General features: G+C 50.5%; 21 protein-coding genes. All 21 read right to left on the reverse strand.

Annotated features, from left to right (window positions below):
- Positions 1-154: 154 nt before the first annotated feature.
- The 21 genes from nuoK (V3U24_04620) to V3U24_04720 all read right to left on the reverse strand — a co-directional run bounded on the left by nuoK (V3U24_04620) (position 155) and on the right by V3U24_04720 (position 18920).
- Positions 155-460, reverse strand: a complete 306-nt coding sequence (gene nuoK / locus V3U24_04620) for an NADH-quinone oxidoreductase subunit NuoK (GenBank protein ID MEE9166731.1) — start codon at positions 458-460, stop codon at positions 155-157.
- Positions 460-960, reverse strand: a complete 501-nt coding sequence (locus V3U24_04625; GenBank protein ID MEE9166732.1) for an NADH-quinone oxidoreductase subunit J — start codon at positions 958-960, stop codon at positions 460-462. The genes nuoK (V3U24_04620) and V3U24_04625 overlap by 1 nt, the downstream gene beginning before the upstream one ends.
- A gap of 23 nt (positions 961-983) precedes the next feature.
- Positions 984-1517, reverse strand: coding sequence for an NADH-quinone oxidoreductase subunit NuoI (gene nuoI / locus V3U24_04630; protein ID MEE9166733.1), 534 nt, complete (start codon positions 1515-1517; stop codon positions 984-986).
- 8 nt (positions 1518-1525) lie between these two features.
- Positions 1526-2494, reverse strand: a complete 969-nt coding sequence (nuoH, locus tag V3U24_04635; GenBank protein ID MEE9166734.1) for an NADH-quinone oxidoreductase subunit NuoH — start codon at positions 2492-2494, stop codon at positions 1526-1528.
- 70 nt (positions 2495-2564) lie between these two features.
- Positions 2565-4175 (reverse strand): molybdopterin-dependent oxidoreductase, encoded by a 1611-nt coding sequence (locus V3U24_04640; protein MEE9166735.1) that lies wholly within the window; start codon positions 4173-4175, stop codon positions 2565-2567.
- Between the two features lie 18 nt (positions 4176-4193).
- The gene (gene nuoF, locus V3U24_04645; protein MEE9166736.1) at positions 4194-5492 is read right to left on the reverse strand and encodes an NADH-quinone oxidoreductase subunit NuoF; all 1299 of its coding nucleotides are present in this window, start codon (positions 5490-5492) and stop codon (positions 4194-4196) included.
- Complete coding sequence (locus V3U24_04650) at positions 5489-5980, reverse strand: NAD(P)H-dependent oxidoreductase subunit E (GenBank protein MEE9166737.1); 492 nt, start codon at positions 5978-5980, stop codon at positions 5489-5491. Before V3U24_04650 ends, nuoF begins: the two co-directional genes overlap by 4 nt.
- A complete protein-coding gene (gene nuoD / locus V3U24_04655) occupies positions 5977-7194 on the reverse strand; it encodes an NADH dehydrogenase (quinone) subunit D (GenBank protein ID MEE9166738.1) in 1218 nt (405 codons plus the stop codon). Before nuoD ends, V3U24_04650 begins: the two co-directional genes overlap by 4 nt.
- A 13-nt stretch (positions 7195-7207) precedes the next feature.
- Complete coding sequence (locus V3U24_04660) at positions 7208-7723, reverse strand: NADH-quinone oxidoreductase subunit C (protein MEE9166739.1); 516 nt, start codon at positions 7721-7723, stop codon at positions 7208-7210.
- Entirely contained in the window at positions 7724-8215 is a 492-nt protein-coding gene (locus V3U24_04665; GenBank protein ID MEE9166740.1) for an NADH-quinone oxidoreductase subunit B family protein, read from the reverse strand. It lies immediately after the preceding gene.
- Positions 8212-8385, reverse strand: a complete 174-nt coding sequence (locus V3U24_04670; protein ID MEE9166741.1) for a hypothetical protein — start codon at positions 8383-8385, stop codon at positions 8212-8214. Before V3U24_04670 ends, V3U24_04665 begins: the two co-directional genes overlap by 4 nt.
- 390 nt (positions 8386-8775) lie before the next feature.
- Entirely contained in the window at positions 8776-9141 is a 366-nt protein-coding gene (locus tag V3U24_04675; protein ID MEE9166742.1) for an NADH-quinone oxidoreductase subunit A, read from the reverse strand.
- Between the two features lie 39 nt (positions 9142-9180).
- Positions 9181-10674 (reverse strand): NADH-quinone oxidoreductase subunit N, encoded by a 1494-nt coding sequence (locus V3U24_04680; protein MEE9166743.1) that lies wholly within the window; start codon positions 10672-10674, stop codon positions 9181-9183.
- 7 nt (positions 10675-10681) lie between these two features.
- Positions 10682-12229, reverse strand: a complete 1548-nt coding sequence (locus tag V3U24_04685; GenBank protein ID MEE9166744.1) for an NADH-quinone oxidoreductase subunit M — start codon at positions 12227-12229, stop codon at positions 10682-10684.
- A gap of 539 nt (positions 12230-12768) precedes the next feature.
- Positions 12769-14817: an NADH-quinone oxidoreductase subunit L gene (gene nuoL, locus V3U24_04690; GenBank protein MEE9166745.1), complete on the reverse strand. Its 2049-nt coding sequence runs from the start codon at positions 14815-14817 to the stop codon at positions 12769-12771.
- A complete protein-coding gene (gene nuoK / locus V3U24_04695) occupies positions 14818-15123 on the reverse strand; it encodes an NADH-quinone oxidoreductase subunit NuoK (protein ID MEE9166746.1) in 306 nt (101 codons plus the stop codon).
- Positions 15123-15644: an NADH-quinone oxidoreductase subunit J gene (locus V3U24_04700; protein MEE9166747.1), complete on the reverse strand. Its 522-nt coding sequence runs from the start codon at positions 15642-15644 to the stop codon at positions 15123-15125. Before V3U24_04700 ends, nuoK (V3U24_04695) begins: the two co-directional genes overlap by 1 nt.
- Positions 15614-16186 (reverse strand): 4Fe-4S binding protein, encoded by a 573-nt coding sequence (locus tag V3U24_04705; GenBank protein MEE9166748.1) that lies wholly within the window; start codon positions 16184-16186, stop codon positions 15614-15616. The genes V3U24_04700 and V3U24_04705 overlap by 31 nt, the downstream gene beginning before the upstream one ends.
- 12 nt (positions 16187-16198) lie before the next feature.
- Positions 16199-17284: an NADH-quinone oxidoreductase subunit NuoH gene (nuoH, locus tag V3U24_04710; GenBank protein ID MEE9166749.1), complete on the reverse strand. Its 1086-nt coding sequence runs from the start codon at positions 17282-17284 to the stop codon at positions 16199-16201.
- Positions 17284-18429: an NADH-quinone oxidoreductase subunit D gene (locus tag V3U24_04715; protein MEE9166750.1), complete on the reverse strand. Its 1146-nt coding sequence runs from the start codon at positions 18427-18429 to the stop codon at positions 17284-17286. Before V3U24_04715 ends, nuoH (V3U24_04710) begins: the two co-directional genes overlap by 1 nt.
- Positions 18420-18920, reverse strand: a complete 501-nt coding sequence (locus V3U24_04720; protein ID MEE9166751.1) for an NADH-quinone oxidoreductase subunit C — start codon at positions 18918-18920, stop codon at positions 18420-18422. The genes V3U24_04715 and V3U24_04720 overlap by 10 nt, the downstream gene beginning before the upstream one ends.
- Positions 18921-18924: the final 4 nt, after the last annotated feature.

Genomic DNA, 18924 nt, shown 5'->3' on the forward strand with positions numbered 1-18924 from the left:
ACCGAATAGCAGAAGCGCGATGATGAAACTGAGGAAAACGAGAGTTGATGCAACTAATCCCGAAAGGCGCTCGCTCAAACGTTTTCCCCCTAGGCCGTTCACGAGGAACCCGGTGAGAGGGAGAAAGGGGATCAACCAGATCAAGGAATCCATGTCAATTCCGCATGAGGTTTATCTCGTCGATGTTCATCGTCGGGCGGTTTCTGAACAAGGCGACGATTATGGCGAGTCCCACGGCGACTTCGGCCGCCGCCAGAGTCATAACCAGAAAGACGAAGACCTGACCGCCCACATCGTTATGGTAGCTGGAGAAACCGACGAGGGCCAGATTCACGGCATTCAGCATAAGTTCGATTGACATGAATATGATGATAGCATTTCGGCGAAACAGCACACCCATAACGCCAATGGAAAAGATGGCGCCGCTCAGTATCACAACATGTTCTACGGGAACGGCCATCAGATCTTCCTCTTGGCCAGATACACCGTGCCAATCAGGGCAACGAACAGGAGGAGCGAAGCCACTTCGAACGGGAACAAGTATTTGGAGAACAGGGCCTCTCCGAGGGCAGCCACGCTACCATGGGTGCCCACGACCCGTGGACCGGGATGGATGGGTGTGCCTTGAATGATTATCAGAGTCAGACCGAGAAAGAACACAATAATGAGGAGCAGGGAGAGTCCTCGCTTGAGCTGCACTAGTCTGGGGAGCGCGTCTTCCCTGCTAACATTCAGGAGCATGATTACAAAAAGGAACAGAACCATAATGGCCCCGGCGTATATGAGAATCTCAAGAACGGCGAGAAAATAGGCCCCGAGGAGCAGGAACAAGGATGCGAGGGAAAAAAAAGTCAATATCAGAAAAATGACACTGTACACCGCGTTCCGATTAAGAACAACCAGAAGGGCGGATGCAACAGCAATAAAGGAAATTATGTAGAAGATCAGGGTCAGTGACATAGCTTAATACGAGAACGGCAGCTCTATTCCACCCTTGATCCTATTCCTGAACTGGTTTTTTCAGAACCCGGGCGGTAATAGCTTGTGCTTTTGGTTGCCTCATAGACTTCCAGAAGACCTTCCTTGTCAATCCAGAGTCCCTCACGTGTGAAATCCGAGAAGTCATAGATTTCCGTCAATTCGATCGCCTCCTCAGGACAAGCCATTTCGCAGAATCCGCAAAAGATACATCTCAGAAGGTCAATGTCAAACCGTACGGGATACCTTTCTTCGTCCCCTTCCCAGGGTGAGGAGCCGGGCACGATGTGAATACAGTTGGCAGGACATGCCGCCACACACATTTCACAGGCCACACACCTAATCCGTTCATCAGGATACTTGTTGAGACGGTGCAAACCTCGATACCCCTCCGGGGGCACATGCTTTTCGTCGGGGTATTCCACAGTTATTTTTTTTCGATACATGTGTCGTAATGTGACCATCAGTCCCTTGATCATGGCCGGGAGATAGAGCTTATCCCACAAGGTTGGTTCGTATGATGTTATGATTGTACCCACGAATGCTGCTAAGTCACGAGAACCAGGTAACCACCGGTGAAGAATATGTTCAGAATTGCCAGAGGAAGCATAACTTTCCATCCCAGTGTCATTAGTTGGTCGTACCGAAAGCGGGGAAATGTCCATCTAACCCATATGTAGAGAAACAGGAAAAAGGCAGTCTTTGCGGCGAAGACCAGGGCGGATGCTAACCAACCCCAGTTTCCCAACACAGTTTCATCGATTCCCGGTATGTCCCAGCCGCCAAAGAAGAGGGTCACGGTGAGGGCTGAGGCGGTCACCATATTGGCATACTCTGCCAGAAAAAACATGGCAAACTTCATGCTGCTGTATTCCGTATGATAACCCCCGACGAGTTCCTGTTCCGCCTCGGCAAGATCGAAGGGAAGCCGGTTTGTTTCGGCATAGGTCGCGATGAGGAAAATGAGGAATGCCAGAGGCTGCTTGAATATATTCCAGGAGAGCAGATGCCCCTGCTGATCGGCGACGATGTCTCCCAATCTGAGAGATCCGGATAGAAGAACGATACTCACGATGGCCAGTCCCATCGCAAGTTCATAGCTGATGAGCTGGGCAGAGGAACGCAATCCCCCCAGAAGAGGATATTTACTGTTAGAAGACCACCCTGCCAGGACAATTCCGTACACACCAACACTGGTGAGGGCCAGAATGTACAGGATTCCTATATTGACATCAGCAACCTGAAGGGCGATATCACGACCAAAAAGGTGCAGTGGAGCTCCAAACGGGATGACGGCAAACGTCATTAAAGCAGGAATCAGGAGCATGGCAGGGGCGAGAATGAAGATAGGTTTGTCCACACCGGCAGGCACAAGGTCCTCCTTCATTAAGAATTTGATTCCGTCAGCCAGGGGTTGAAACATCCCCTTGGGCCCCACTCGGTTGGGCCCGAGGCGATCCTGAATGAAAGCGGACAGACGCCTCTCGCCGTACATCATGCCCATGACAGCGAGCATGGTTGCCCCGAAGACGGCCACCACCTTCACGGTAATAATCGCAGTTCCGAGCAGATCCATCACGCCGTCCCTATCCGTCCGTGGGGAGTCCCTGATCTCCCAGACGAAAAAGAGAGATCTCACTGTAGGCCGGAAAATCGTCTCCTATTTCTCTCAAGATATCGGCCACATCGCCATATTTGAGCTCCCGCTTGCCCACTGTATTCATCACCTCCATGACAATGGCCCAATCGTGTCTGATGCTCCCGCTCAAAGGAAGAGAAGGGCGGAGCCATTGAACTCTCCCTCGATCACTGGTGAGGGTCCCTTCTCGCTCCAGGGGGGCGGGCCCGGGAAGAACAAGATGAGCAGAACGAGCCATGGGTGTCATGGCATAGGTTTGAACCACCGCGAAGCGTAAGTTTCGAAAAACATCACCCCACCCTTCCCCGAGTCCTCTGTCAATACCATCATCCAACACATACATCAATTTGATTTTCTTCTCTCTTATGGTGTCCAGAATATCATCCACGAGATCAGGACAGAGATCGACAACTCCTCTACGATTCGGAGATCGGTCCCCGCTAATCCGAAATCCGGAGGAGTAAACCAGATCTTTCTCCTCTTCGATGGGAGGTAACATACCCAGGGCACTCCGTCCTCTGAATACCTTTTTCATGAGACGCCCCAGAAGGAAATTGGACTCGTTAGTATGGAATGGGGAGACAATCCCAGCTACAAAGGGTTTTTCCTTTTCGGTCCCTCTGGTGAAGTGATCGAACACTTCCTTCAGCGCCCCCTCCCAGCTAATCTCTGAGAATTCACCATTTTTCCTGATGAGTGGTTGCGTAACACGCTCAATATCCTCATACCGATGAAATCCGTAACGTCCTATGTCGCACATGAAATAGCCGTTTACTTCATGATTCTCCCTTGGAGTTATCCGGTAGATCCTGTCATCCTGATAGCATACGTCGATATTGCACCCCACGCTGCAGTCAGTGCAGACTGACGACTGGTTAGATAGATTCCAGATTCGATTCTTGTGGATGTAGTCAGTACTCAAGAGGGCTCCCACCGGGCAGATGTCCGCTGCATTCCCTGCGAGAAAATTGTCCAGGGGATGATCCTCAAGCACCGCTATCTTGGAAGGGTTGCCCCGGAACTTTATAAACAACTCCTTTGTTCCAGAAATCTGTTCGGTGAATCGGACACACCGGGTACACATGATGCACCGGTTGTGATTGATCACAATTCTTGAGCCTAAGTACTCATTGGGTCGAACCCTTTTGTTCTCCTCAAACCGGCTGTGAGCGCGGCCATATCTGAAAGAATAGTCCTGCAGGAGACATTCCCCCGCCTGGTCGCAGACGGGACAGTCAAGGGGATGATTGATGAGGAGAAATTCGAGGATATTCTCCTGCTCCTTTTTCACGAGGTCATTTTGAGTATGAATGACCGCATCATACTTCCCGTCAACCTTTTTCTCCTTGGATACCTCTTCGATGAATGTGTTGCATGAAATCTGGAGCTTGTCCATCCCCTCAACCTGAACCAGGCACATTCGGCAGCTTCCTACGATATCAAGAGCCGGATGATAGCAGTAATGGGGGATCTCAATTCCTCCGGCCAAGGCTGCTTCCAAGACACTCGTTTCCTGCTCAACCTCAAGTTCCTTGTCATCTATTCTGATGAAGGCCACGCGATCCCCATCCCAGTCTCAAAACGTCGCGGCGAATTCGTCCTGGAATTTCTCAACGAAACTTCTCACAGGCCAGGCGACGGCTTCGCCGAAGGGGCAGAGAGTCTTGCCGTAGCTCCCCTGGGACAAATCACTCAGACCTCCTATATTCTCGGTAACATCGAGAATCAAATCTATGTCTTTGCGTTGAGCATTGCCCCGGAAAAGGCGGGTCAAGATTTGTACGAGCCAAACCGTCCCCTCCCTGCAAGGAGTGCACTGGCCACATGATTCCTGGGCGAAAAACCGGGCGAGATTAAGGCATGCGTTCACCATGTTGACCGATTCATCCATCACAATGATTCCAGCTGAACCGAGAATTGTATGCCTGGCAGCGAGAGATTCGAAGTCCATGTTTAACCCCTCGATCCCTTCCGCGGTGAGAACGGCTGATGAGACTCCTCCGGGAAGCACTGCCTTAAGAGCTTTTCCACCGTCAATTCCGCCCCCAAAATCATAAATCAACTCAGACAGAGGAACTCCCATGGGAGCCTCGTAGACACCCGGATTGTTCACGCTGCCGGAGAGACAAAATAGCTTGGGACCCGGTCCCTGCTCCGGTCCAATGGACTTGAACCACCCCGAGCCCCGGTCGATAATGTCCGGTAGACATGCAAGGGTCTCCACATTTTGCACGACGGTAGGGCATGCCAGATATCCCGCAACAGCGGGAAAAGGCGGTCTTATCCTTGGCCACCCTCGCTTACCTTCCAGCGATTCGAGAAGACCTGTCTCCTCACCGCAAATGTACGCCCCTGCGCCCCGGTGTATGACTACATCCAGGTGGTAGTCCGAGCCAGAGATATTCTCACCCAGGAGATTGGCTTCGTAGGCCTCTCCGACGGCCCCTTCGAGAATCTTGTACTCCTTGTAGAATTCCCCTCGTATGTAGATAAAGGCCTTATGGCAATCGATGGCATATGACGCGATGATCATCCCTTCCAGCATCCTGTGGGGAGCCTTGTTCATGATCAGGCGATCCTTGAAAGTTCCCGGCTCACTCTCGTCCGCATTGCAGATGAGATACTTGGGTTTCGGAGAATCCTTTGGTACAAATTCCCATTTCTTGCCTGTGGGGAATCCAGCTCCCCCGCGCCCCCTCAGGTTTGAAGCCTTGATTTCCTGGGTAACGTCGTCGGGTCCCCCACCTTTGAGAATCTTGTTCAGAGACGCGTAACCACCGCCCTTTACGTAGGTTCTCAGAGTGTGGGAATCCTGAAGATGCACGTCTCGTGTCAAAACCGGTTCGAAGCGGGCTGGATCTGAATGGCCTGTCACGAGAGCGATTTCAGCAACTTATCCAGTTTTTCTACGGTCATTTTCTCGTGATGGTCATTGTTCACCTGAACCAGAGGAGCGATGTCACAAGCACCGAGGCACTCCACCTTCATGACTGTGAACTTTCCGTCTTTCGTTGTCTCCCCCGGTTGAATGCTCAATCTCTCGCACAGATGATCCACCAGATTATCAGCCCCCCTTATGCTGCAGGGCAGTGTTTGACAGATCTGAAGGATGAATTCCCCTTTCGGTGCTGTGTGGAGCATGGAGTAAAACGATACCGTTTCCATGATTTCACTGGGGTGAGCTTCGACAATTCTGGCCACGGCATTTATGATCGGTTGGGTAATATATCCAGCCTCAGCCGTGGCCATGTGAAGAAGGGGTAGCAAGGCCGAGCGCCTGTCCGGGTATTGGGAAAGTATGTTCTCTACCTGAGAAGGATTTCTGAATCTGAATGTCTGATCGTTTGCACCCTTCTCGTTCACCGGTCCAATTCTCCCGCAATAATGTTGAGGCCACCCAATATGGCCACCGCGTCTGACAGCATATGTCCTTTCATGATCTTGGAGAACACTGAATAATTGATGAATGATGGAGGCCTTGTTCTTACCTTATAGGGAACGCTACTGCCGTCGCTCACGATATAGAACCCCAGCTCTCCATTCGGAGATTCCGTAGGGACATACGCTTCACCCACCGGAGGTTTCATTCCCCGGTTTGGCATCGTGATCTCGAAATGATATATCAATCCTTCAATGGAGTTGTAAACCTCATCCTTGGGGGGAAGAATGACTTTTGAACTGCTGTCGACATTTACCTCACCCGGCGGCATTTTGTCTATTGCCTGCCTGCACAGCAGGGCACTCTGCCGAATCTCCTCCATGCGAACGAGATAACGGTCAAAGACATCACCATTCAAACCGATCGCAACGTCGAACTCAAAGTCATCGTAGCTTGAATACGGTTCTTTCACCCGGATATCCCAGTCGACCCCGGCTGCCCGTGCCATGGGTCCGGTAATTCCGTAGGAGATAGCATCTTCCTTCGTGATGACACCCACACCTTTGGTCCGGTTTTGCCAGATACGGTTCTTATTGAGGAGTGTTTGAACGTCATTCGTAACCTCATCCACCTGGCCCAAAACTTTGATCACGGCGTCGTTGAAGCCGTGGGGAATATCTCTCGTCAAACCACCCACCACCGTATAGCTGGTCGTGAGGCGGGTTCCGGTAGCGGATTCGAAAAGATCGTAAATCGCTTCCCTGAGACGAAAACAGTAGAGAAATACCGTCATTGCTCCCAAGTCGACCGCCTGCATGCCAACACAAACGAGATGATCCGCAATTCGGCTCAGTTCACACATGAGTAGACGGATATACTGAGCGCGCCTGGGAACCTCAATGCCCATCAGCTTCTCCGCCGAAAGGGCGTAGGCAACGTTGTTACAGAGAGGGGACATATAATTCATCCGGTCCGTGATGGTGATGTATTGATTATAATTGAGATATTCTCCCAGCTTTTCGAAACCAGAATGGAGAAAACCGATTTCCGGCCGAACACCTACCACCGTCTCCCCGTCTAATTCCATGATAATGCGGAGAGTGCCGTGAGTGGCTGGGTGAGAAGGCCCGAAGTTGAGGACCATCCGCTCCGTTTCCAGGGACTTTTCTTCCGTAACCATCAGATTCTCTTGACGCATCTGGTCCGTCCAGTCATTTCCGAGGCGATTTGGATCCTATCTTTCGTTCCACCACAGGGAAATCCTTCCTCTCCCCTCTGCCCACCCTGGGATAATCCTTCCGCAAGGGATAACCTTCATAGTCATGAGGATTGAGAATCCGTGTGAGATCCGGATGACCTTCGAACCGGATACCGTACAAATCATAGACCTCCCTCTCCTGCCAGTCAGCTGTTCTCCAGAGCGATTCCACCGATGCCAGCGAAGGGTCATCCTCCGGTACATGCGCTTTCACGGTCAAACGCTCCACTTTCTCATGTGAAAGTAGATGATAGACCACAACAAACCGTTCAAATCCCCCCAAAGTCAAGTTATCCACGGCCGTAAGGTCAGCCAGAAAGTTGAAACCTTCTCCTTTTAGCTCTTTTAAGACCTGAAGGATGGCGTCCCCTTTGACGTGAAGAGTGGTATCTCCCGCAAATTGTGTGACGTCCAGAATTGCGTCTGAATGTCCTTCCTTGATGCGGGAGATAATACGAGGGACGGACATCTACACGGGCGTGGAGACTGAGTAGTCCGACAGTCTTTCTCTCTCCACAAGATCCTGCAGCTTCATGAGTCCATCCAGAACTCCCTCCGGACGTGGAGGACAGCCCGGAACGTAGACGTCAACGGGAATGAACTGGTCCACGCCCTGAATTACGCTGTAGGTATCGAAAACCCCTCCGCTGGAAGCACAGGCGCCCATGGATATCACCCATTTAGGCTCTGGCATTTGTTCGTAAATGCGAGTGAGAACGGGCATCATCTTAATGGTAATGCGCCCAGCAACGAGCAGGAGATCAGATTGGCGGGGGGAGAATCGTATCGCCTCCGCCCCGAACCGGGCGATGTCCGTGCGTGCAGCCAGGGCCGCCATCATTTCGATGCCACAGCAGGCGGTTCCGAACGGCATGGGCCACAGGGAGTTCTTGCGGCTCCAGTTGATGGCACTTTCCACGGTCGTGGTCAGAATGTTCGATTTGATTTCCTGGCTGGTCACCTTGTTATGAAATTTGCGGTTATATTCCTCATCTTGTTCTTTGTTAGTTGTCCGTTGTCAGTTGTTCTTGGATCTTTGCCAATTGATTTCAAATATGCGTTTGATCTTGGTGCCAGCTCATCTACAAGCTGTCTGAATTTGTTCACCTCTTCACCATCTAAACTATTCATTAGCCACATCCCGATTTGATCGGGACAGTGTGAACAGAGAGTAAATCAATTTGATAGTAAAAACTTATGATGATTCACTTCAAATCTATTTATGAGAGTATTCTAGACACGTCATCTTTCTCTAAACTTATGTTAATTATAATTATACTTGTCTGTGACCTCTGCCTGTCCCGCCTGCCTGCCGGCAGGCAGGTTGAATGCGAAGCAATTCAATCGGGGTGGCTTCGTGGTGAATCTCATCTCAAGATCCTTTGGAAGATCCTGTGAATAATTGAGGTTAGGTTTTCGAAATTTGTTCTCGCTCTTGCTCCTCTCCGTGCATATTCCTTATCCAAGTTATTCACACTTCCCTACTCATATCTCCAACGGACAACTGACCACGATCCGGGGTCATTCCCACTCGAGAGCGCCCTTCCTCCAGACAAACAGGTAGCCGAACATGAGTATGGAAAGGAAGATTACCATTTCCAGGAAAATGAAGGACCCCGCCGAAAGAAATTCCTTGAACACCACCGCCCAGGGAAAGAGGTAGACAATCTCAATGTCGAATATGATGAAAAGGAGTCCAACAAGAAAGTACTTCACGGAAAAACGGATGCGGGACGCTGCAATGGGGTCGACTCCGGATTCGTAGGCCATTGATTTCGCAGGACTCTTCGCCCTGGGCCCAAGAAAATGGGTTAATCCCAGCACAACGAGAACAAAGGTCACTGCTAACACAAAAACGAAGAATATGGGAACGTAGTCTTCAATCATGATCGGATTGCCAGGAAACGTTTTTCAGGAACGAAAAATTTACATCCTTGCTACGAAGAACATCAAGGAATTGTGGACCCAGCTGGCGATGGGGGACCAGTAAACGCCGAAGAGAATTGTCGGAATACCGAGCACAAGAAGTAATGAGCTGGACGGTCTGGGAGGCAGATAGAGTTCCTGTTGAGATTCTCCTTCGAAGAACATGACTTTCACGACCCGCATATAGTAGTAGAGAGACACGACACTGTTGATGGCCCCAACGACAGCGAGCCAATAGAATTGAGGACCCCCGTTAATGAGCGCTGCGAACAGATAAAATTTCCCGATAAAGCCTGCCGTAGGGGGAATTCCCGTTAGGGAAAACATGAACACCGCCATGAGAACTCCCAGGAAGGGGGATTTGAATCCCATGCCGCTGTATTCGTCGATGAGTTCGGTCTTGTATTGATTGGAAATGAGGATGGCCACGAGAAAGGCGCCCAGCTGCATAAACAGATAGATGACTATGTAGAAAATCATTGCATAGATCCCATCCTGGGACATCACCGGAATCCCCATCATAATGTAGCCGGCGTGAGCTATGCTGGAATAGGCCAGGAGTCGTTTGATATTCGATTGTTGAATGGCCACCAGATTGCCCAGAATCATTGTAGCAGCCGACACGGCTGCCATAATATGCTGCCATGGAATCCCTTCCAGGGATTGCCATGCCGCCGCGTTCAAGAACTCCCCGGTGCCAAAAAGGGAGTTGAAAAACCGGATGAGAAGCGCAAAGCCCGCAGCTTTCGGAGCCACTGACAGATAGGCTGTGATGGGCGTGGGAGCACCTTCGTACACGTCAGGGGTCCAGAAATGGAACGGGACAGCAGAAATCTTGTAACCAAATCCAGCCATTATGAAAATTGTGGCGATCATCAGTGCAAGGTTTGCCTCCTCTCCCAGGAGGGACACGGCCTCTCTGATTTCAAAGAGTTTTGTGGTGCCCGTAAGACCGAACAGCAGGCTCAGACCGTAAAGCATGATTCCCGAAGAAAAGGCACCGTAGATGACGTATTTCAGAGACGCCTCATTCGATCTGACCTGTACCTTCAGATACCCGGCGAGGATGAAAGAGACAATGCTCACAACTTCTATGGACAGGTATACCATAATCAGATCTACGCTTGACGCCATTAGAAACATACCGAGTACCATCGTCGCCAGAAGACCGTAGTATTCACCCATTCTTACTTCCGCCAATTCGTCGCTCCTCAGGGACATGAGAATCACGATACCGGTAGCCAGCAGGAATACAAACTTGAAAATTCTTGCAAAGGGATCGAGGGCAAGGGAACCGAGGAAAAGACTGGTTATCTCTCCGGATGAAGAGAGCCACAGGGCGACAAGTGCAAAAGCGAGTCCACCCAGCACCCAGTAGCCGACTCTCGAAGATTTTTCCCTGGGATAGATGAGATCGGCGATAATGGCAACAAGAATTGTGCCGAGGACGGCCAATTCAGGAACGAACAGCCTCAGGCTCTGGAAATTATCCACTGATCCGTTAATGAAGAGCCATGAGCGGACTCGATTGCACAATTTCAATCAGATGAGCCATGGTCGAACCGAGAACATTCAGGACAGGCGCAGGATAGACACCAAGAAGCACCACTAGCACGCCGAGGGGAGCGAGAGTAAAGATTTCCCGGCCATTAATCTCAGGGATTTCGGCGTACTTCGTATTCAGTTTTCCCATGAAGATACGCTGATATGACCAGAGGAAATATGAAGCGTTCAGCAGGATCCCAAGGGTAGACACGATGACGATCAGTCTATATACGGGGAATGCTCCTATGAAGCACATGGCTTCGCTGATAAAACCTGAGAGTCCCGGGAGTCCCAATCCGGCGAAAAATGCAAGCCCAACGATCCCCGCAAAGATAGGCATTTTCACAGCCAGTCCTCCAAATCCATCGATATTTCGGTGATGGGCCCGGTCGTAAATAACGCCGACGAGAATAAACAGCATGGCAGTGATGATACCGTGGTTGAACATTTGAAGGACCGCCCCATTCATTCCGAATTGAGCCGCAGTGACATTCGAATCGTACTCGGCTCCGGCCGCCACAACGGCAGCCATGCCCAGAAGAACGTAGCCCATGTGATTGATACTGGAATAAGCAATCAGTTTCTTGAGATCGGATTGAGCAAGAGCACAGAGAGCCCCCCAGATGATATTAATCATGGCCAGGACGGCCAGGGCGCCCGCAAACCATATCGCCCCATCCGGAATCATGGGATAGCTGATTCGGAGCATCCCGTAGGTCCCCATTTTCAGTAGGACCCCTGCAAGAATGACGGAAACAGCGGTGGGAGCCTCAACATGGGCCAGGGGAAGCCACGTATGAAATGGAAAAATCGGCACCTTGATGGCGAAAGCGATGAAAAGCAGGATCCATATCACCTTGAGGGCGTCCAGACCCCACCACACAATTCCGACGAGCATCGTGGGGGCAGTGGCCATCAATTCCACCATATCGAAGGTCCTCCCGCAGGTGAAATAGAGGGCCAGCATGGCAATCAGCATAAGGACGGATCCGAAAAGGGTGTACAAAAAGAATTTGATGGCGGCATATTCCTTCTGAGGACCTCCCCAGATGCCGATAAGGAAGTACATGGGCAGAAGCATGACCTCCCAGAATACGTAGAATAAGAAGAAATCGAGAGAGAGAAATACACCCACCATCCCTGTATCCAGAAGTAGAAATAGCGCAAAATAGCCTTTCACTGCTTTTGCCGTTTTCCAGCTCACAAACACACCGACGAAACAGAGCAGAGATGCAAGGACAACCATGGGCAGGCTCAAACCATCCACGCCAAGGTAGTAGTGAATGTTGAAGGATGGAATCCAGTCAGCCCTTTCCTGAAACTGGAAACCAACGTACGAAGAATCGAACTGGATCCAGAGAACCACCGTCAGCCACAGCTGCAATCCGGTGGCCACCGCGGCGGTGATTTTTATGACGTGCTCTTTCCCTCTGGGTATTAGAATAATGGCAATCATACCCACGACCGGCATCCACACAATCCAACTCAAGATGTTCAAGTCCATAGCCTGCTATTCCTTACTTTCTAATGTCCAATCGCGCATCAAGAACCAAGAGCCAAGGATCAAGTAACAAGGATCAAGTAACAAGGATCAAGGATCAAGTAACAAGGATCAAGTAACCAGTTAACCAGTCAACACTCACCACTTACCAATTCTCCATTTCTCCATTAATCCATTTTTCATTAATCAATTATCAATAGTCAATAATCAATTGATATCACGCACGACGAATTACGAATCCCGGTCCATTTACCCGGTTCTCCTCCTCCGCAGGAGACCCTGCGGTTCAAAGGAGTTCCTTCGGAACATTTCTCCATTAATCCATTTTTCATTAATCAATTATCAATAGTCAATAATCAATTGATATCACGCACGACGAATTACGAATCACGGTCCATTTACCCAGTTCTCCTCCTCCGCAGGAGACCCTATGGGTCAAAGGAGTTCCTACGGAACATCTCTCCAATTCTCCTGTTATCCATATCGCTGCTTTCCATTTTTCAATTGTCAATACTCAATAGTCAATTTTCAATTCGCACTTACTACATTGCCTGAATGACAAAAATGACAATAATTCCTGCAAGGACCAGGATCAGATAATTCTGCACCTTACCCGTTTGAACAAGACGAAGGCCCGAGCCAAGCATGCGAGTGCCTCTTCCCAAACCATCCACAACCTGTTGATCGAGCAGATCAAAATCCAGTCGAATGCCAACAATTCTTGAAATCTTTTCCGTAATTCTGCCAAACCCGTTGATGAAGTACCTGTCGTACAACTCCCAGTCGAAGAATCCCACAATCTTTGCCAGAATAAGGAGGGGAGCGACGATAAACCTGTGATAAATCTCATCGACGAAAAACTTGTTAAACGACAGTTTATAGGGAATGGCAAACCTCTGGGCCAGCTTCTGGGCGGAAAAGCGCTTTCGCAGATAGATCGCCACGGCAACGACAATTCCAGTTATGGCCATGAGCAGGGAAAGTCCCATGGCGGGTGTGTGGGCACGATGCATACCCTCTTGGATAGTATGAGCCGGTGGGTTGACGTGTCCTGGAACGGCGGAATCCCTTGCCACTACGAGGTCTGTGAACCAACCTTGATCCGAGAAGGGATTCACTCCTTGGGGCAACGTATAGAGGAAGAACAGGCACAGTCCCGCCAGAACAACGAGAGGCACCGTCATTACTGGCGGTGATTCATGGACATGATCCAGAACCTCCCGCTTTGCAGGCTTGCCGTGGAAGGTCATGAATATGAGGCGAAACATGTAAAGTGCCGTCAGGAATGCCGCCCCGAATCCGAATACGGCGAGGAGGAAATGCTGTGGATACTTGGACGACAATGAGAGAGTACCCGCAAGTATCGCATCTTTCGAAAGGAATCCGGAAGTGAGGGGAATGCCTGTGATAGCCACTGTGCAAACTACCATGGTCCAGTAGGTGATTCTCATCCTTTCCTTCAGACCGCCCATGTTTCTCATATCCTGCGCATCGGACAGGCGGTCATCGAGTTTGTGATAAGCATGGTGCATCGCGTGGATGACGCTGCCGCTACAGAGGAAAAGACCCGCCTTGAATGCAGCGTGGGTAACGAGATGAAACAGTCCAGCAATATAAGCTCCCGTCCCCACAGCCATTATCATATATCCGAGTTGACTCACGGTGGAATAGGCAAGGACTCTCTTAATATCGTTTTGGGTGACGGCAATGATGGCAGAGAAGATGGCGGTGAATCCCCCAACGTAGGCCATGGCCGTCAAAGCTTCGGGGGTGAAAATGGGAAAAAGTCTAACGGTTAGATAGACTCCTGCAGCAACCATAGTAGCCGCGTGAATCAATGCACTCACGGGAGTCGGCCCTTCCATCGCGTCGGGGAGCCATACGTGAAGAGGAAACTGAGCGGATTTTCCAACGGCCCCCGCGAATAGACAAAGACCCGCCACGGTAAGAAGTCCTGGTGAAATCAGGCCGGCTGCAATCCCAGAGAAAATGTCCTTGTACAAGAATGACCCGGTTGCTGTGAAAATGAGCATGATACCGATAAACATACCGATATCCCCTATCCGGTTCACTATGAAAGCTTTCTTACCGGCATTGGCAGCAGAGTCCTTTTCGAACCAGAATCCGATGAGAAGATAAGAACTCAAGCCCACCAGTTCCCAAAACATATAGATACTGAAAAGGTTGTTGGAAAGTACAATCCCATTCATTGAAAAGGTGAACAGAGAAAGGTATGCAAAATACCTGGAATACCTGGGATCGCCTTTCATGTATCCGATGGAATAGACGTGTACTACGCTTGAGACAACCGCCACCACCAGTAGCATAACAACCGTGATATTGTCTATTAGAATCCCCAGGTGTACCTGAACTCTCCCCACGTCAATCCATTCCCATGTCTTCTCCACCTCAAAATCCCGGTCATATAACACCAGCATGACGGCAAACATGGCAAGGGTCAGACAGAACGTGATGAGCACAGCTGACACTGACACCCAGTCGCCTTGACGAGGGAGTCGCTTGCCAAGAAAGATCTGAACGGCAAAAGCCAGAAGGGGAAGGAAGAGAATAAGTATTCCGTAGGCAGCCATTTAGTGCCTCAGACTGGCGGCATCATCGATGTTCACCGTTCCCAGATTATTATAGATATTGATGATAATGGCGAGTGCCACCACTACTTCAGCGGCGGCCATTACTATCACAAATAGAGAAAAAACGTGACCCCCCAGATTCATTCCCCCGAACCGTGCGAACGCGATAAAGTTTACATTCGCGGAATTCAAGATCAGCTCCACACCCATAAGGACAGCCACTCCGTTTCTCCGGGTGATGACTCCGTAGAGACCCAGCGCAAAAAGAACAGCTCCGATGCTGAGATAGGTTGACAGACTCCCCATCAGCGTACCTTTCTGGACAGCATGGCGGCACCTATCAGGGCCGCCAGGAGAAGGACAGACGCCACTTCAAAGGGAAGTAGATAGTCAATCATCAAGAGTCTCCCAATACCATCCACAGTACTTTCAGGTTCAGGAGCATCCTCCAGATGCCAGGGCGAGGTCGAAATCATGTAGATCAACCCCGCGAGAATGAACAGTACCACTGTCCCTCCGGCACCCCGCTGAACACTCGTATGGGAAATCCGGATATCGGCGATCCGGTGTGTTAGCATGATCCCAAAAATGAGAAGGACAAGTATGCCACCCACGTAAATGACTATCTGGACTGCAGCGATGAAATCGGCCATCATGAAAACGTAAAGTCCCGCCACGCCTACAAAAGTGAACAAAAGAGCCAGGGCGGAATAGAGGAGTTTTTGTGACTGGACAACAAAGAAAGCAGACACCACGGTGACGGCAATAACAGACCAGAAGATCAGAGTTGCACCGGTCACCGGGTTGCTTCCTGCTTCTCCTTCCACTCTGCCGCCTCAACAGGAGGAACCTTGGAAAACCGGTAGATCATGCGGCTTCTGTCGTACTCTGAGAACTCGTAATCGATCTCATGTTTCGGTGAATTCGGTCCCCCTACCATGTAAATACACTCTTCCGGGCATGGATAGACACACAAATTACAGTAGCAGCACTCGGTCATATCGATATCGAAGCGTTCCACCAATAACCGCTTCTGTGTCCCGTGAGAGGTGACACCTACGTGATTCAACTCAGGTATGTCAACTCCCTTGTCAACCTTTGACGTTCGAATGGTGATGCAACCCACGGGGCAGGCGCGCTCACATTTCAGGCAGCCGATGCAGTCATCCATGTCAACATGGAGCCTGCTTCTGATAACGTTGTACCGGTCAAGGTCAAAACCGATGTTCCGCTCGGGTCTGGGCCACCGTTCCACCGGGTACTGGAGCGTAACGATCCCTCTGCGCGCCTTGAAGAAGTGGAGGATGGTCACTCTGAGACTCACCAGAAGTGTGGTAATTGCCTGCCAGATGTTTGAGAAATACCTCACGCTCAACCTCCCTCAAGCGATAAACAAATCCCAGAGTCCCACTCCCAAGATATTGAAAAGGGCCAGAGGTATGAAATACTTCCAGCACATAACCATCAGCTGGTCGGTCCTCAACCGGGGGAACGTCCAACGGAACCAGATCATGACAAAAATGAGAAAAGCTGCCTTGCCCATGAACCAGATGAATCCCCAAATGGGTCCATCCATCACACCTTCAATAGGACTCTGCCACCCCCCCAGAAACAGAATGGCCGCCAATGCCGCCACGATAAACATGTTGGCATATTCCGTAAGGAAGAAGAACGCCCACCTCATACCGGAATATTCGGTGTGAAACCCCGCAACCAGTTCTGATTCTGCCTCAGGGAGGTCAAATGGGGTTCGATTCACCTCAGCGATTCCGGAGATGAAGAGGACAAAGAAGGCTATGAAACAAAATGGGTTATCGAAAACAAACCAGTTGGGTAGAAATCCCCACATTGTCCCGGACTGGGCCCGGATAATCTCCTGCATCTGCAGACTTCCAACCAGCATGACAACAGTAAGGACAGAAAGCCCAACCGGAATTTCATAGCTGATAATCTGGGCCGCAGAACGCATGGCGCCGTAAAGAGACCATTTGTTATTGGAGCTGTAGCCGGCAAGAATAATGCCCACAACACCAATGGAACCGACGGCGATAATGTAGAGTATGCCGATATTGAAATCGGCCGCCATTATATGCTGATTGAAAGGGAGGGCAACAAATGTTATGAACGACGCGATAAAAAGGATGAACGGTGCCACGATGAACAGTCTCCTGTCCGCACTCGCAGGAATTATGTCTTCCTTAAGAAGGAGCTTGATGGCATCAGCCACGGTCTGCAGGAGTCCCCACTTTCCCGCATGGAGTCCCACACCCTGTCCCATGGGGCCGAGTCTGTCCTGCATAAAGGCGGACACCTTACGCTCAACATAAACAGCCACCATGGCATTCACGGCGATGAACAGGAAAATCGGGAGAGCCACCAGCACTGCGGCAAAGGAAAACTGAAGTCCATCCGGCATCCCTTCCAGCCAGGGAATCCGGGAAAACCGGTCAAGCAAGAAGTCGACCATTAGCGATCAATCTCCCCAAGGACAATATCGAGACTCCCCAGGACGGCAATGACATCAGCGATCATCCACCCACGAGCAATTTCATCGATGCAACTCAGCGCCGTAAACGCCGGTGATCTGAGCTTGACCCTGAAAGGTATGGGTGAACCGTCACTTATTATGTAGAACCCGAGATCCCCGCGGGGCGTTTCACTCCTCCTGTACACCTGTCCCTCGGGTGGTCGGATCTTCCTGGGTAGGGCAGCATGAACATCCCCTTCCCGGGGCATCTGGTCGAGGGCTTGCCGAACGATTTTCGCACTCTCTTCCATCTCTCTTATCCGGACATAATACCGATCCCAGCAATCTCCCACTGAACCCATAGCCCCTGTGCCGAGGGGGATGTCAAATTCAAAGCGGTCGTAGATGCTATAAGGGTCGTCCCTGCGGAGGTCCCACCGCACTCCTGATCCCCGGAGGTTGGGTCCCGATACACCGTAGCTGATTGCAACCTCTTCAGGAAGTACTCCGACGTCCGCCGTCCGCTCAATGAAAATCTTATTGTAGGTGAGCAGTTCATTGTATTCGCGTATTTGCGGTTCGAAATAATCGAGGAATTCGTAGGCCTTTTCCACCCAACCCACGGGAAAATCGTGGGAAACTCCTCCCACCCAGATGTAGTTGTACAACAGACGTGCCCCGCAAAGCATTTCAAAGAGGTCCAGAATTCTCTCCCGATCGCGAAAACAGTAAAGAAACGGCGTGAACGCCCCCACATCGAGACCGAAAGTCCCGATCGAAAGCAGATGGCTGGCAATGCGGTTCACCTCCGCAACGATCACCCGCACGTACTGCACTTTCTCGGGAACTTCAATCTCCATCAGTTCCTCCACAGCAAGGGCGAAGCCAAAGTTGTTGTTCATGGACGCGATGTAATCGCAGCGATCTGTAAAAGGGATACACTGATCGTAAGTCAAATTCTCACAGTGTTTCTCAAAACAGCGGTGGAGGTAACCGATATAAGGTGTAATCCTGGTGACAATTTCTCCATCGGTTCGGACTTTTAACCGGAGAACACCATGGGTGCTGGGATGCTGTGGTCCTATGTTAAGAACCATCTCTTCAGCGTGAACAGTCCCTAGCTCCTGATCGTACTCTACTCCCATCCTTCCTTCACTTTTGGCACCACAATTCCATGCCACGTGTCGGGAAATACATAATCTTTTCTTAAGGGATATCCCTCCCAGTCGTCCGGGAGAAGAATCCTTCTCAAATCCCTGTGCCCTTCAAACTTGATACCGTACATGTCGTACACTTCGCGCTCAAACCAATCGGCAATCCTCCAGATTTGCTCGACGGAAGGGACAACAGGATTCGATTTACGTACCCGAATACGAACCTCCACTTTGTGACCATGCGTCATTGAATGAAGATTGTATATGACCCCTAGGTTTTCTTCCTCAGGCCCCTCGTCGATCCCGGTGATACACATGAGTGAATCGAACTTCAACGTCTCCTCGTGCCGAAGAAAAGCCGCCAGGCCGTCCCACACGCCATATGGAACGCGAATGTGGTCCCGTGGGACGTCTTCTCCCGTGGGAATCAGACCACGCTTGAAATTCGTATTGATCGTATCGATGATTTCGACGAATTGCATGGAA

The sequence above is a fragment of the Candidatus Neomarinimicrobiota bacterium genome (assembly GCA_036476315.1).
Classification (GTDB): domain Bacteria; phylum Fidelibacterota; class Marinisomatia; order Marinisomatales; family S15-B10; genus JAZGBI01.

Bases quoted from the DNA above. Each gene is read 5' to 3' on its own strand.
- nuoK (MEE9166731.1), bottom strand. From the start codon at position 460: ATGGCCGTTCCCGTAGAACATGTTGTGATACTGAGCGGCGCCATCTTT.
- V3U24_04625 (MEE9166732.1), bottom strand. From the start codon at position 960: ATGTCACTGACCCTGATCTTCTACATAATTTCCTTTATTGCTGTTGCA.
- nuoH (MEE9166734.1), bottom strand. From the start codon at position 2,494: ATGCTCGCTGTCATGGGCATGATGTACGGCGAGAGGCGTCTGTCCGCT.
- nuoD (MEE9166738.1), bottom strand. From the start codon at position 7,194: ATGCGTCAAGAGAATCTGATGGTTACGGAAGAAAAGTCCCTGGAAACG.
- V3U24_04660 (MEE9166739.1), bottom strand. From the start codon at position 7,723: ATGTCCGTCCCTCGTATTATCTCCCGCATCAAGGAAGGACATTCAGAC.
- V3U24_04670 (MEE9166741.1), bottom strand. From the start codon at position 8,385: ATGAATAGTTTAGATGGTGAAGAGGTGAACAAATTCAGACAGCTTGTA.
- V3U24_04675 (MEE9166742.1), bottom strand. From the start codon at position 9,141: ATGATTGAAGACTACGTTCCCATATTCTTCGTTTTTGTGTTAGCAGTG.
- V3U24_04685 (MEE9166744.1), bottom strand. From the start codon at position 12,229: ATGGACTTGAACATCTTGAGTTGGATTGTGTGGATGCCGGTCGTGGGT.
- nuoL (MEE9166745.1), bottom strand. From the start codon at position 14,817: ATGGCTGCCTACGGAATACTTATTCTCTTCCTTCCCCTTCTGGCTTTT.
- nuoK (MEE9166746.1), bottom strand. From the start codon at position 15,123: ATGGGGAGTCTGTCAACCTATCTCAGCATCGGAGCTGTTCTTTTTGCG.
- nuoH (MEE9166749.1), bottom strand. From the start codon at position 17,284: ATGGTCGACTTCTTGCTTGACCGGTTTTCCCGGATTCCCTGGCTGGAA.
- V3U24_04715 (MEE9166750.1), bottom strand. From the start codon at position 18,429: ATGGGAGTAGAGTACGATCAGGAGCTAGGGACTGTTCACGCTGAAGAG.
- V3U24_04720 (MEE9166751.1), bottom strand. From the start codon at position 18,920: ATGCAATTCGTCGAAATCATCGATACGATCAATACGAATTTCAAGCGT.